This window comes from Flavobacterium branchiophilum FL-15 (assembly GCF_000253275.1).
In the GTDB taxonomy this organism is placed as follows: domain Bacteria; phylum Bacteroidota; class Bacteroidia; order Flavobacteriales; family Flavobacteriaceae; genus Flavobacterium; species Flavobacterium branchiophilum.
In genome coordinates, this window is sequence record NC_016001.1 from 3,069,538 (window position 1) to 3,083,306 (window position 13,769).

General features: G+C 32.4%; 16 protein-coding genes. 6 read left to right on the forward strand and 10 right to left on the reverse strand.

What is annotated here, in order from left to right:
- Nucleotides 1-145: 145 nt before the first annotated feature.
- The 8 genes from FBFL15_RS13290 to rsgA form a co-directional block, all read right to left on the reverse strand.
- Nucleotides 146-871: a phosphoadenylyl-sulfate reductase gene (locus FBFL15_RS13290; protein ID WP_014085074.1), complete on the reverse strand. Its 726-nt coding sequence runs from the start codon at nucleotides 869-871 to the stop codon at nucleotides 146-148.
- Nucleotides 871-1,755, reverse strand: a complete 885-nt coding sequence (locus FBFL15_RS13295; protein WP_014085075.1) for a sulfite exporter TauE/SafE family protein — start codon at nucleotides 1,753-1,755, stop codon at nucleotides 871-873. Before FBFL15_RS13295 ends, FBFL15_RS13290 begins: the two co-directional genes overlap by 1 nt.
- A 1,095-nt stretch (nucleotides 1,756-2,850) precedes the next feature.
- A complete protein-coding gene (locus FBFL15_RS13300; protein WP_014085076.1) occupies nucleotides 2,851-3,708 on the reverse strand; it encodes an alpha/beta fold hydrolase in 858 nt (285 codons plus the stop codon).
- Nucleotides 3,709-3,760: 52 nt separating this feature from the next.
- On the reverse strand, nucleotides 3,761-4,552 hold the full coding sequence (gene speB / locus FBFL15_RS13305; protein WP_014085077.1) for an agmatinase: 792 nt from the start codon (nucleotides 4,550-4,552) through the stop codon (nucleotides 3,761-3,763).
- Between the two features lie 701 nt (nucleotides 4,553-5,253).
- Nucleotides 5,254-6,210 (reverse strand): gliding motility protein GldB-related protein, encoded by a 957-nt coding sequence (locus tag FBFL15_RS13310; protein ID WP_014085078.1) that lies wholly within the window; start codon nucleotides 6,208-6,210, stop codon nucleotides 5,254-5,256.
- A gap of 158 nt (nucleotides 6,211-6,368) precedes the next feature.
- Nucleotides 6,369-6,566 carry a tyrosine-type recombinase/integrase gene (locus tag FBFL15_RS17160; protein WP_158309106.1) on the reverse strand — a complete coding sequence of 66 codons (198 nt, stop codon included), beginning with the start codon at nucleotides 6,564-6,566 and terminating at the stop codon, nucleotides 6,369-6,371.
- Between the two features lie 254 nt (nucleotides 6,567-6,820).
- Nucleotides 6,821-7,273 (reverse strand): D-aminoacyl-tRNA deacylase, encoded by a 453-nt coding sequence (dtd, locus tag FBFL15_RS13320; RefSeq protein WP_014085079.1) that lies wholly within the window; start codon nucleotides 7,271-7,273, stop codon nucleotides 6,821-6,823.
- Nucleotides 7,270-8,250 carry a ribosome small subunit-dependent GTPase A gene (gene rsgA, locus FBFL15_RS13325; RefSeq protein ID WP_014085080.1) on the reverse strand — a complete coding sequence of 327 codons (981 nt, stop codon included), beginning with the start codon at nucleotides 8,248-8,250 and terminating at the stop codon, nucleotides 7,270-7,272. The genes dtd and rsgA overlap by 4 nt, the downstream gene beginning before the upstream one ends.
- Before the next feature lie 606 nt (nucleotides 8,251-8,856).
- On the opposite strand from rsgA, the gene FBFL15_RS13330 reads away from it, so the two are divergent.
- The gene (locus FBFL15_RS13330) at nucleotides 8,857-9,399 is read left to right on the forward strand and encodes a hypothetical protein (protein WP_014085081.1); all 543 of its coding nucleotides are present in this window, start codon (nucleotides 8,857-8,859) and stop codon (nucleotides 9,397-9,399) included.
- Between the two features lie 143 nt (nucleotides 9,400-9,542).
- Here the strand turns inward: FBFL15_RS13330 and FBFL15_RS16400 are convergent, their stop codons facing one another.
- Nucleotides 9,543-9,713 carry a hypothetical protein gene (locus FBFL15_RS16400; RefSeq protein WP_193765374.1) on the reverse strand — a complete coding sequence of 57 codons (171 nt, stop codon included), beginning with the start codon at nucleotides 9,711-9,713 and terminating at the stop codon, nucleotides 9,543-9,545.
- A gap of 149 nt (nucleotides 9,714-9,862) precedes the next feature.
- Between FBFL15_RS16400 and FBFL15_RS13335 the strand changes: the two genes are divergently transcribed.
- Nucleotides 9,863-10,360, forward strand: coding sequence for a GNAT family N-acetyltransferase (locus tag FBFL15_RS13335; protein ID WP_014085082.1), 498 nt, complete (start codon nucleotides 9,863-9,865; stop codon nucleotides 10,358-10,360).
- A gap of 149 nt (nucleotides 10,361-10,509) precedes the next feature.
- Here the strand turns inward: FBFL15_RS13335 and FBFL15_RS13340 are convergent, their stop codons facing one another.
- The gene (locus FBFL15_RS13340; RefSeq protein WP_044032314.1) at nucleotides 10,510-10,713 is read right to left on the reverse strand and encodes a hypothetical protein; all 204 of its coding nucleotides are present in this window, start codon (nucleotides 10,711-10,713) and stop codon (nucleotides 10,510-10,512) included.
- Nucleotides 10,714-10,810: 97 nt separating this feature from the next.
- Here FBFL15_RS13340 and FBFL15_RS13345 point away from each other — a divergent pair, with 97 nt between their 5' ends.
- The 4 genes from FBFL15_RS13345 to FBFL15_RS13360 all read left to right on the forward strand — a co-directional run bounded on the left by FBFL15_RS13345 (nucleotide 10,811) and on the right by FBFL15_RS13360 (nucleotide 13,764).
- On the forward strand, nucleotides 10,811-11,590 hold the full coding sequence (locus tag FBFL15_RS13345; protein ID WP_231847469.1) for a hypothetical protein: 780 nt from the start codon (nucleotides 10,811-10,813) through the stop codon (nucleotides 11,588-11,590).
- A 15-nt stretch (nucleotides 11,591-11,605) separates the two neighbouring features.
- On the forward strand, nucleotides 11,606-12,025 hold the full coding sequence (locus tag FBFL15_RS13350; RefSeq protein ID WP_014085084.1) for a hypothetical protein: 420 nt from the start codon (nucleotides 11,606-11,608) through the stop codon (nucleotides 12,023-12,025).
- A gap of 317 nt (nucleotides 12,026-12,342) precedes the next feature.
- Nucleotides 12,343-12,798 (forward strand): GNAT family N-acetyltransferase, encoded by a 456-nt coding sequence (locus FBFL15_RS13355; protein ID WP_014085085.1) that lies wholly within the window; start codon nucleotides 12,343-12,345, stop codon nucleotides 12,796-12,798.
- A 186-nt stretch (nucleotides 12,799-12,984) separates the two neighbouring features.
- Nucleotides 12,985-13,764, forward strand: coding sequence for a hypothetical protein (locus FBFL15_RS13360; protein ID WP_231847469.1), 780 nt, complete (start codon nucleotides 12,985-12,987; stop codon nucleotides 13,762-13,764).
- Nucleotides 13,765-13,769: the final 5 nt, after the last annotated feature.

Genomic DNA, 13,769 nt, shown 5'->3' on the forward strand with positions numbered 1-13,769 from the left:
TTTTTTTTCATTTCAACGGATTGAAATCCGTTTTTTTTTCATTTCAACGGATTGAAATCCGTTGCTACAAAATCAATCGTTCCTACGAACTAAACGGTTGATTGTGTTGCTGTTTTTTTATTTTTATCGTGTTAAAACTATCTTCCTATTTTGTTCCCTCTTCGGGGGCTAGGGGGCTATGCAACCCACACTCTTTATGACTCGTTTCCCACGACCATCTTCCTGCTCTAATGTCTTCGCCTGGCAAAATCGCTCTGGTACAAGGTGCACAACCAATACTTACAAAACCTTGTTTGTGTAAACTGTTTTGTGGAACGTTATTCTTTTCTAAATGTTGTTCTACTTCTTGTAAGGTCCATTTTAACAACGGATTGAATTTGATAATGTCAAAATGAGCATCGTATTCAAAGAAATTCAAATCACTTCTATTCTCTGATTGCTCTGCTCTCAAACCCGTAATCCAAATCGCATTGCCTTGTAAAGCTTTGGTTAAAGGGATTACTTTTCTTATAAAACAACATTCCTTTCTATTTTCTACCGAATCATAAAAGCTATTTGGTCCTTTCTGGTTCAACAAATTTTCAACTGCTATTGTATCAGGAAAATAGGTTTTGATTTCGGTTTTGTATTTTTTTACTGTTTTGTGAAATACATCATACGTTTCTTGAAATAAACGTCCTGTATCTAAAGTAAAAACCGTTATTGGCAACTGATTTTGACCAATCAAATCGGTAATTACTTGATCCTCCTGTCCAAAAGAAGTAGAAAAAACGACTTGATTTGGATATTCATTCGTCAAAAAAGCAAGGATTTCCTCGATAGAGAAATCTTTTGTTTTTTCTGCTAATTCTTGTGCTTTTGTTTGATTCATTACAATAATTTTGATAAAGTTCGTAAACTAAGGATGATAATTAAAATGCCTACTGCTACCATCATGGGTTTTCTTTGGATTTTATTTACAAGATAAGCGGCTAATGGAGCAGCTAAAACACCCCCAAGAATCAAACCTAAAATCACTTGCCAGCCTTCGATTCCGCCAAACATCATAAAGGTAATGCCACTGGCAAAAGAAACAGCAAACTCTGCTGCATTAACAGAGCCAATGGTGTAACGTGGGTTTCTACCCCTTCCTAAAAGTGTTGAAGTAACAATTGGTCCCCAACCACCGCCACCTACAGCATCCATAAAACCTCCAAAAATGGCTAAAATGCCCAACTTTTTAGTTTTTTTCTTTATTATTGTTGTTTGCATCGAGCGGGCAATAATTACAATGGCAAGTACCATCATATACACAGCAATAAAAGGTTTAATCATTTTGCCATCAATCACGTCTGAAAGTAAATATGCTCCAATGGTAGCCCCAATTACACCCGGTATCAATAGATTTTTAACCAGCTTTTTATTAATATTTCCAAAGCGATGATGCGAAATTGCAGAAGCTCCCGTTGTAAACATTTCGGCTACATGTACTCCCGTACTACTAATAGCGGGAGGAACTCCATAAGCCATTAAAAACGAAGTAGAGGTTGCTCCGTAGCCCATTCCTAGCATACCATCGACCAACTGTGCTCCTATTCCAATTAAAAAAAAGATTAAAAAATCTTGATTAAAACCGTTTATCAAGCCTTGAATCGAAAATTCTTTGTAATGTTTGTATACCAGAATCAAAAGGAGTCCAATAAGTAATAAAACAGGTAGTACAACCCATATATTGACTGGTTTTGATGTTGCCTGCTTTGAATTAACTGTATTCATTAGTGTATTGATTTCATTTTTTATATCAAATCTATTATCCTATCGACTTAATAGGTTATTTGTTTAAAAAAATATTCTCTGTTAGAGAATAGGTTGAAACGAATAAATTATTTATCCTATCGGATTAGTAGATTATTTTGCAAAGGTATTTCTTTTTTTTAAAAAACAAAATCTTTTTTCTAAAAAAATTAATGTGCTAGCTACAAATTGTATTTTTGGTATTGGCATCTCTTTTATTAAGTATCCCATTTCATAATTCATAAGTTAGTTTTCAACTTTTTTTTGAAGCTTGATTCATTCATTTCTTTGCTTCGTTATGAGTTCCATTTCACGCTAAGGCTCAGAGACGCAAAGGAAATACTATGACTATTGGGTATGCGTTACAAACAGTCCTATTTTTATTTATACCATTTTTCACTTTTCGAAGAAAATAATGGTTCACGTGAATTTTAAGCGGATTAAGCAAATAATTTTTCCATTCTGAACAGAAAGAACCAAATGCTCTTATAATCCTAACAAAAACTTTTCGACAAACCCATAAGTAGCGTGAATATAATCGGTTTAACTCAAGGATTTTATTTTTTATAGGTATTCGTTTTCTTTCAGTTCGTTCAATAGGAGTTTAACTTATGGATTTTATTTTTTATAGGTATTCGTTGATTACAATTCATTGTTCGTGCTTCGCACGCAACGAAACTCTAGCGTTGATTGTTTTTATAGAATTCGAACTAAAGTTTTATTAATGTTTTGTAAATCAATCATTTACAATATTTATTTTTTTATTATTCCTCCTAATTTTTCCGCTTTCGTACTGTTAGCTTACGGGGTCAGGGCGTGAGTCTAGGGGGAATTACGCACAACGTCAGTCTGTGAAAAAACCAACTCAAAAAGAGAAAGAATTCGGATACCTGTCGGAGAAAAATTCCATACAGCCAATTCTCAAGGACTCATTTTGATTTTTTTCACAGTCTGACGTGTCGCCGCTTGCAGAAGTTGGGGATTTGGTTAGCCCGAACTTTCAGTAAATCACTGATCACAAAAGCACAAAACAATGTATAAAGTCAAGACCAAAACCCCAATTTTTGCAAACCACTGTTAGCGGTAGTTTTTATTTTTCAGTACCATTTCGGTACAAAATTCTGGTGCTTCTAAAGGAATTAAATGTCCAAAATTATTGTTTTCAATAAATTGTTCTTCACAAAGTATTTTTTTCCAACGTCTTCTAATTTTTTGATTAAAAAAAACAGAGGGTTTTCCTGCTATTATTTTTATTGGCATTTTTAAATTTGTAATAATCTTGTCAAGGTTTATAGGTAAAGCATAATTTGAGGATTCCCAATCTTTTGGGAAAATCAATTGAAGTTTTCCGTTTTTATTTTCTAAACAATTTTTGGCAAAAATTTTTAAATTTTCATCTTTAATTCTTTTATATGCTGGAGATTTTCTTAAGAAATTATAAAATTCTGTTTCAGTTTCCCAAATTGTTTGCTTTTTAAGTGTACTTTTAAATGGTTCTAAATGTTTTTTAATAAAATAAGGTATTAGTTTGATTCTTATTTCTTGAGATTTGGTTACAGAAACTGGGTCAATAATGATTAATTCCTTAAATAAATCGGGTCGTTTATATGCCGCAACTATTGTTGCATTTCCTCCTTGTGAATGACCTAAACCAACAATTGGTTTATTGTAATGATTTTCTATAAACGCTATTAAATCATCAGCATAAGTTTCCCAATTTGTTTGATTTTTAGCATTTCCCATTTTGTCCCAAGATGCTCTAAAACTCAAATTTGTAACACAATATTTTTTAGAGATTATCTCTAAAAATGGTTGGTAAACTCCAATTGGTAATCCATTTCCTGAATAAAAATGGGCATTTTCTCCATCATTATTTAGTTTATAAAAAGTTGCTTTCCAATCATTTATTGTTATTACTGATTTTTTGTAAGTCATAAATTAATTTTTTTGGTAGTTTTTAAAGTTTCTACTTTTAGAAGTGATTAATCTATAGCATTTTAGAAATTAGTTCTTTCAATATTTTGTAGCCAACCATTGCGGTCATATTATTGACATCTCTAATAGGATTATATTCTACGATATCAGCACCAATAATATTTGCTTCAATTTTTTGGATTATGTTTATAAGTTCTCTTGAAGTCATTCCTCCTGGTTCGTGATGCGATATTCCTGGGGCAAATGCTGGGTCGAGTACATCTAAATCTATTGAAATATAAAGCGGTGATTTTAGTTTGCTTATAAAATCGGTATTGAAATCTTTCATTTCGATAATTTCAACGTTAAATTTTTTCGCTTGTTCTCTTTGATGTTTATTTAAAGTTCTAATACCAACTTGTGTCAAGGAATTAATTTTGCCACTTTCCATTATTCTTGCAAATGGAGAAGCGTGAGAATATTTATTATTGTCAAAGTTGTCATATAAATCTGAATGAGCGTCTAAATGTAAAATATTAATTTTTTCTGTTTTTTCTGAAAAAGCACTAATAATAGGAAATGTTACAGAATGGTCGCCACCAATTGAAATAACTTTTTCGTTTCCTAAAATTAGTTCAGAAATTTTGTTTTTTATTTTTTTGTAAGCAATTTCAGGGTTTGTTTCTTCAAAATTAATATCTCCTAAATCAACATAATTTTCGTCTTTCTTGATTTCAGTTCCGTTTTCGGAATATGAATTTGCTGAACCTTCTTTTTCCATTAATCTAATTCTGTCAGGTGCAAAAGATGGTCCTTTTAAAAATGAAGAATTTGAGTCATAAGGAATTCCAATTAGTTTTATCATTGTGTATTGTATAATATTTTGTTTTTATTTCGTTGTTTTTGCGTTTTTCAGGAAAATTACCGCTAACTAGTCAATATACGAAAGTTATTGCGTTTTTAACATATTTTTGATTGGCAAAAACTTAAATATAATCATTTGTTGTTTAATTTTATAATTGTCAAATTTATTAAATTTATTAAAACAACCTATTATTTTTATTTACAAATTTTTATTTTTATTTGCATTGTTTACTAATTTATCTAAAGGACTTTCTATTTTGTACACCACATTGCGGGTTAAATGGGTATAAATCATGGTGGTTTTTATACTAAAATACTCTAACTAACGTTTTATTAATGTTTTGTAAATCAATTATTTACAATATTTATTTTTTTATTATTCCTCCTAATTTTTCCGCTTTCGTACCGTTAGCTTACGGGGTCAGGGCGTGAGTCTAGGGGGAATTACGCACAACGTCAGTCTGTGAAAAAACCAACTCAAAAAGAGAAAGAATTCGGATACCTGTCGGAGAAAAATTACATACAGCCAATTCTCAAAGACTCATTTTGAGTTTTTTCACAGTCTGACGGTTTGCAGCTTGGCGAAGTGGCGGATTTAAAGGCACAAATTTTCAATTTAGCACAAATGTACATAAAATCCCCAAATGTTCAATTTAGCACTAAACCCGCCATTTTGCCAAACTGCTGTTGTCTGCTGTTTTTTTAATCACATATAAATTCCGATTTCTTTAAAAATTCTTTTGTTGCATTTATATCGCTAAAATCTAATTTAATGATTTCCTTAATTGCTCTTTTTTTGTTTTTTGAATTTTCGTAGTATTTCTTTGTAATGATGTACCCGATAAAATATCCTAGATCAGCAGTTTTTTCTTTCATAGTTGCATTATTTGAAAGCCAATTTTGATACTCATAACCATTCATTTCTTTTTGAAAATCTCCCCACAGACTACATTGATTTTTAATTCCGTAATCAATATAGGGTGCTTCTACTTTTCTTTGCAAAATAAGTTCAGTCAAAAAATCAGCGGAACCTTCTTTGATACACATTCCCAAAAGATTTGTCTGTTTATTATTGTTAAGTTTTTGTTGAGTGTGTACAAGTTCGTGAGTTGTTAGAAAAATTATTCCGCTATTTATTTTCATACGGTCTTGATAATTTATTGGAAGTTCAGAAAAATCTACATTTTTGTCGGAAGATGCAAGTTCAGAACCTATAATTAAGTTTCCATTAATTACAGTTCCACCACCTTTTAAATTTCCAATTGTATAATAAATTTGTGGAGGTTTAAAGTTTTCGTAAAGTTTTTTGAAACGAACGTAAATATTTTCAACTTCCTCGAAATCTTTGTTAATGCATTCCGTTTTTTGTCGAATTGATTTCCAAAATTTAGGATAGTCGTTAAAAGATTTTACCCAACCTTTTGAAGTAAAACTTCTGGAAGCAATAAAGTCGGTCAAACCTATAGAAGCGTTATCAATATAAATTTTTTGAAAGATAGCAATTTTTTGTGTTGAATCTTGAGTTCTGTTAACTTCATCAAAGGCTTTCCAAAAATTTTCAATGTCATTTGTCTCAATAAAATTCTTAAAATTTCGTGTTTGTCCGAAAGCAAGGTTTGATATAATAAATATCAAAAAAATCCAAATTTTGTTTTTCATACAGGTTTTTTCTAAAATAGCAGACAACTAGTCAATATACGAAAGTTATTGCGTTTTTAACATCATTTTGATTGGCAAAAACTTAAATATAATCATTTGTTGTTTAATTTTATAATTGTCAAATTTATTAAATTTATTAAACCAACCTATTATTTTTTTTACAAATAATTATTTTTATTTGCATTGTTTACTAATTTATCTAAAGGACTTTCTATTTTGTACACCACATTGCGGGTTAAATGGGTATAAATCATGGTGGTTTTTATACTAAAATACCCAAGAAAACGAAAAAAAAAATACACATTGACCATATTTTCTAACAAATGTGCCGCAAAACAGTGTCGCAAGTTGTGCATGGTGGCTTTTTTGTTTTGAAAAGGCAAAGTGAAAAAAGTAGAAATAGAAATTTGAAAAAAACTTTGGTGAATGGAGACTGTCCGTTGGAGGTTGCCCGCATGAGGGATAGAGCAAGGCACCATGTGCTCGTGATAGCCCGACGGCAAAAAAAGGAAGCCCCGCCTGAAGGGTTTGGGGCGTGGGGGCTTGCTTTTTTTTGGCGGCATGCCCTATAAATGAGGGGCTCTTGTGTGGGGGTTGTTCAAGGGGTTGGTTATGCCCTGTTTTTGGAGTCTATCACTAGGGTTACGGGGCCGTCGTTGAGCAATTGTACTTTCATATCGGCACCAAAAACGCCTGTTTGTACGGGTTTTCCTAGCACGTGGGCTACTTGAGCCACCATTTGTTCGTATAGCGGCAGGGCAATTTCGGGTTTTGAGGCCTTGATGTAGGACGGGCGATTTCCTTTTTTGGTTAGGGCCTGCAGGGTAAATTGGCTTACAATTATGATGTTGCCCTCAACCTCTTTTACAGAGAGGTTCATCACGTGGTTGTGGTCGTCAAATAGCCGTAGGTGTACTATTTTTTGGGCCAGCCAGTCAATGTCTTCCTGATTGTCTGCGTCTTCTATGCCTACAAGCACGAGCAGTCCTTGTGCTATTTGTGCTACAATTGTTCCATCGACTGTTACAGAGGCCGAGGCAACTCGTTGGATGACTGTTTTCATGATTCTCGGGTTTTATCACTCGCCATTCGGTCTTCTTGATATACGTCTATGCGGTAATGTTCGTCGTCGCCTTCCAGTATTTTCAAATAGCTGTGGTATCTGGACCACGCAATTTCGTCTTGTTCTAGGGCGGCTTTTACGGCACAGTGTGGCTCTTCTTTGTGCAAACAGTTGTGGAACTTGCATTGGTTTTTTAGTCTAAAAAATTCAGGAAAATAGCCACTAATTTCGTCTTTTTCCATATCTACAATGCCAAATCCTTTGATGCCTGGAGTATCTATAATTTTGGCCCCAAAACTCAAATCATACATTTCTGCAAACGTGGTGGTGTGCTGTCCTTGCTTGCTTTGGTCTGATATGTTTTTGGTTTTCAAATGCAACGAGGGCTCAAGGGCATTGACTAACGTAGATTTGCCCACTCCCGAATGTCCCGAAAACATGCTCACCTTGCCCAGCATCAATGCTTTTAAGGCTTCTACCCCTTTGCCCTCGGTAGAGGATACCCGCAAACAGCGGTAGCCAATGTTTTGATATACATGTTGCAAATACAGTTGTTCGTCGAGGGTTTGCTCGTTTAGGGTGTCTATTTTGTTAAAAACCAATATGGCCTCTATGTTGTAAGCCTCGGCCGTTACCAAAAACCGATCTATAAAACTTGTAGTCGTTGGCGGATTGCCCATTGTAATTAACAAAAAAACACGGTCGATATTGCTTGCAATAATGTGCAATTGCTTCGATAAATTTACAGATTTTCGTACAATATAATTTTTTCTGTCGTGTATTTTAGCAATGCTTCCCGTGCATACGTCCGATGTATCGTCGTGTTCATAGCTCACCACATCGCCAACTGCAATCGGATTGGTACTTTTTATACCTTTCATCCTAAACTTGCCCTTGATCCTACATTCTATAAACGAGCCGTCTTCGGCCCGAACGGTGTACCAACTTCCAGTAGATTTGTAAACAATACCTGTCATTAATTTTGATTGGTTTTAAATAAAAATGATCTGGCAAAGATAATCAAATATCTTTTTCGGCTCCCATATTTGCAACACATTTTTAGCCCACAGCAGTACCCCTTGCAAACCCAAGCGGCATTTTTTCCGACATATTTTTCAAAAAAAAATGCTGTTAGCCCCTTTCAATCAGTCATCAAAACAACCATTAGGGCATGCCGGCAAAAAAAAGAAAGCCCCTACGCCCCAAACCCTTCAGGCGGGGCTTCCTTTTTTTGCCGTCGGGCTATCACGAGCACATGGTGCCTTGCTCTATCCCTCATGCGGGCAACCTCCAACGGACAGTCTCCATTCACCAAAGATTTTTTCAAACTTCTTTCTTTTCGTTTTTCCCACTTCTAATTTCTTGCTACTAACTTCATACTTCATTTTTCAAACTTCGTACCTCTAACTTCCCCCATGGTATTGGAACAAAAAAATGTAAAAATAGTTTTCAGAAATAAAAAAAATGTTTTATGTTTGCAATGGATATATGTGATGGTTAAAAACGCAATAACTTTCGTATATTTACTAGTTAGCCGTCAGTTTAGCGGAACGCAATAAAATCGAACTTTAAAGTAGAAAATAATGATAAATGAAAACAAACAATCGAATTTTTTAACCATTTTTAAAGTTGGTTTAACTTGTATATTTATTGGTGGATTTATTGGGGCGATTACAAATATGATTAATGGTGCAATTAGTCCAAATTATTTTCGAATTGTAATGGGTTGGGATTTTGAAGATATTTGGATTGCAAGTGTTGCGCAAGGAATATTTGAAGGATTAATTTACGGTGTAATTTTCTCTTTAATATTTACAACAGGATTTGGAATTATTACAAAAGGAAATGCAACTTATAATTTTGCGATAAAACAACTATTGAAAATAATATTAATAGTTTTTAGTTGTTGGATAATTGGAGGAATAATTGCAATTCTTCTCGCTTCTTTAAGTCCAGAATTTTATAAATCTCATTATTACAATGTACCAAAAGAGAAAACCGAAATGTTGAAATATGCTTGGGTTGGAGGTTCAATTTGGGGTGGAATGATTGGCGGATTATTAAGTGCTGTATTTGGGGTTGTAGTAATTAAAAATAATTGGAAAGAAAAAATCGAAACTGAATAAAAACCCGAACGGCTAACAGCAGTTTGCAGAAATGGCGGGTTTTGGGTTTAATTTAAAGTTAGTTTTATACTTGAGGGTTTAGTTGGATAAACCTATCCATAAGTGAGATATATCCTCGTTTGGTTTCAAAAAGCATGTTATTTTTATTCATGGCGACCTTCTTTTTTAATCATTTTTACTTCAAAACCAATTTCTGATAGATTTAAAACCTCCACAAACGCATCGATAAAACATACTTGATTTTCGGAGCCAATAGTGTCCTCCAAACTAGAAAGACGCATTTGTAAACGGGCTATTCCTGTGATATGTTGCATGGCTAAATGTACAAAAAATAATAATAAAAAACACTATTGTATTTTATTATTTTATTATTTTTGAAAAATATTTAACGGCAGTTTTTTCACAGACTGACGTTGGTGGCAAGCATACCGAACGACACGATTAAAATGAACAAATATTGAAAATGGAACTTAAATATAGAATTGGAACACTTGAAGACAAAGAAAAACTCCAAAAACTTGGCTTAAACTCTTATGGACAATTTAAAGAAGTTTTGACAAAAGAGAATTGGGAAAAGATGAATTCATTTTTGACAGCAGAAAATTCGTATTCAGACTTACTTTCAAAGTCTAAATGTTTTGTTTGTGAGATAAAAGGTGAAATAATAGGAATGGCATACCTTGTGCCGAAAGGAAATCCGACAGATATTTTTCACGCAGATTGGAGCTATATTAGAATGGTTGGAGTTAATACTGAATATGGAGGAAAAGGAATTGGAAAAAATCTAACACAAATGTGTATTGACTTTGCGAAAGATTCCAATGAAAAAATAATCGCTTTGCATACTTCTGAATTTATGGATAAAGCAAGATACATTTATGAAAGTATTGGTTTTGCACAAATAAAAGAAATTGAACCACTGTTTGGGAAGAAGTATTGGCTTTATAAACTTGAAATTTAAACTGAAAAATGCCAGCCACCAACAGCAGTTTACAGAAATGGCGGGTTTTGGATTCAATATAAAGTTAGTTTTATACAGGAAGGTTTAGTTGGATATACCTATCCATAAGTGAGACATATCCTCGTTTGGTTTCAAAAAGCATGTTATTTTTATTCATGGCGACCTTCATTTTTAATCATTTTTACTTCAAAACCAATTTCTGATAGATTTAAAACCCCCACAAACGCATCGATAAAACACACTTGATTTTCGGAGCCAATAGTGTCCTCCAAACTAGAAAGACGCATTTGTAAACGGGCTATTCCTGTAATATGTTGCAAGACTAAATCTACAAAAAATAATAATAAAAACACTATTTTATTTTATTTTTTATTATTTTTGAAAAATATTTAACAACAGTTTTTTCACAGACTGCCGTTGGGCGATATTTTGACCGAAAAAATGAGAAAAATGAAAATAATTTATTTCATATTACTTTTTGCATTTATTAGTTGCGGAAAATCAACATCTCAAAATCAAGCATCAAGAGAACAAAGAGTTGAACTTGATTCTGAAAATAAATATTGGGATTCGATTTGCAAAGTAGAAACTAAAAATGCTGAAAAAGATATTAAACAAAATAAGTTAACGTATTTTCATTCTTTCGGAATGGTAGTTCAATATCGAAGTAATGAGGAAATGAATAAGTTGCTTTCAAAATACAATATTAGAATCGATTCTGCTTTGTATTATTGTACAGTTCCAGGTGAATTACAAAATTGTTACGCAAATAAAATGGCACAAGAAATAGACAAACGATTTGGAAAAAATTTTATCGACTCATTAAGAACTGTTGCGGAAAAACAATATGTAAAAAATAATCCGAATAAAATCTATGCCTTTGAGGAATGCGATACTTTATCCAGATATCCAAATGATAAAAGTTATTCAGTCTTTTTTAAAAATTATAAAAATGACTTTTTTAAAATTGCTGAATATCCGAAAGATTTTGAGTTTAGAAAGGAAAAAGATTCTTATTCTTGGATTTCAGCTGATTTCATTTTGCACAAAGACGGAAGTGTTACAGACATAGATATTGAATTAACTTTTCAAAACAAAAAAAATTATAAGTATTCTTCATACTTTACGAGTAAGTTAAAAGAATTTATATTAAAAACTAAATGGATTCCTGCTAAAAGTATGGGAGAAATTGTCAATAGCAAAGTACCGTTAACAATTCATTTTAAATAAACCAAAATTAAACTTATGAAAAAATTATTATTAATTGCCATTTTTGGAATAATCACTATCTCAAACGCACAAGAAAAAGATTCTAAAGCAAACAAACTAGACAATAAAATGTTTGGAAGTTGGAAAGGTTCGGAAAACGATAATCAAAGAAAAGGACTTGTCAAGTATTGGATTCAACATAGATTTGAAGATGGTACTTTTTTGCTTCTATTTACAGCAGTTGAAAATGGAGAAGTTGAAAGCTTTGTTGAGAAAGGACAATGGTGGATTGAAAATGGAGAATTTCACGAATTACATTTCAATTCGGGTAAAACTGATGTTTACACTTACACTTTTATCGATGATAATCACGTTAAATTTAAAGCTAAAAAAGTCGGAGTAAGTTTTGAGAATTTGGAATATGAATTTATTGATACAAAAATAGAAGACGAATAAAAAAACATCACATAACAGCTAGCCTTTCGTTGCGGCTGCAAGCCGAACAATGAATTGTATTCAGCAAATACCTATAAAAAATAAAAATACATGAGTTAAACCGATTACATGCACACCCCTTATGGGTTTATCGAAAAGTTTTTGTTAGGATTATAAGAGGATTTGGTTCTTTATTTTTATTAATAATTGTAAATAAATGCTATTTTATATTTTTTTACTATTTTTGAAAAATATTTAACGGCAGTTTTTTCACAGTCTGCCGTTAGCGGTCAGGCTAAGTGCGAAACCGAAAGAAACTACCCAAATTTACATCTAAAATGACAGACTTAATTACGATACGAGAATACGAAACGACTGACAAAAATGAAGTCATCAACATAATAAGGTTGAATACACCGAAATATTTTGCCGTTAACGAGGAAGAGGACTTTATTAGGTATTTGGAAACTGAAAGAGAACTTTATTTTGTCTTGCTTTATGACCAAAAAATTGTAGGGTGTGGTGGAATTAACTTTGAAGACCACAAAAAGACAGGAATAATAAGTTGGGACATACTTCATCCCGATTATCAAGGAAAATCTTTAGGGACAAAATTAATGAATCACCGAATTGACAAACTAAATGCTGTTGGTGGAATACAGAAAATTATTGTAAGGACATCACAAGTCACTTACAAATTTTATGAGAAACAAGGTTTTGAGTTATTTGAAACCAAAAAGAACTATTGGGCAGATGGGTTTGACCTGTATAATATGGAGTATAAACAAAAATGAAAACTACAGTGAAAAAAGAAGCCCGGACCGCTAACAGCAGTTTGGCAAAATGGCGGGTTCAGTGCTAAATTCAAATTCAGTTCTTCGATTGAACTTTTGTGCAAAACTGAACATTCGTACTTCTAATCCCAGCCTTCGCAAAGCCCCAAAACGTCAGGCGATATTTTGACCGAAAAAATGAGAAAAATGAAAATAATTTATTTCATATTACTTTTTGCTTTTATTAGTTGCGGAAAATCAACATCTCAAAATCAAGCATCAAGAGAACAAAGAGTTGAACTTGATTCTGAAAATAAATATTGGGATTCGATTTGCAAAGTAGAAACTAAAAATGCTGAAAAAGATATTAAACAAAATAAGTTAACGTATTTTCATTCTTTCGGAATGGTAGTTCAATATCGAAGTAATGAGGAAATGAATAAGTTGCTTTCAAAATACAATATTAGAATCGATTCTGCTTTGTATTATTGTACAGTTCCAGGTGAATTACAGAATTGTTACGCAAATAAAATGGCACAAGAAATAGACAAACGATTTGGAAAAAATTTTATCGACTCATTAAGAACTGTTGCGGAAAAACAATATGTAAAAAATAATCCGAATAAAATCTATGCCTTTGAGGAATGCGATACTTTATCCAGATATCCAAATGATAAAAGTTATTCAGTCTTTTTTAAAAATTATAAAAATGACTTTTTTAAAATTGCTGAATATCCGAAAGATTTTGAGTTTAGAAAGGAAAAAGATTCTTATTCTTGGATTTCAGCTGATTTCATTTTGCACAAAGACGGAAGTGTTACAGACATAGATATTGAATTAACTTTTCAAAACAAAAAAAATTATAAATATTCTTCATACTTTACGAGTAAGTTAAAAGAATTTATATTAAAAACTAAATGGATTCCTGCTAAAAGTATGGGAGAAATTGTCAATAGCAAAGTACCGTTAACAATTCATTTTAAATAAACCAA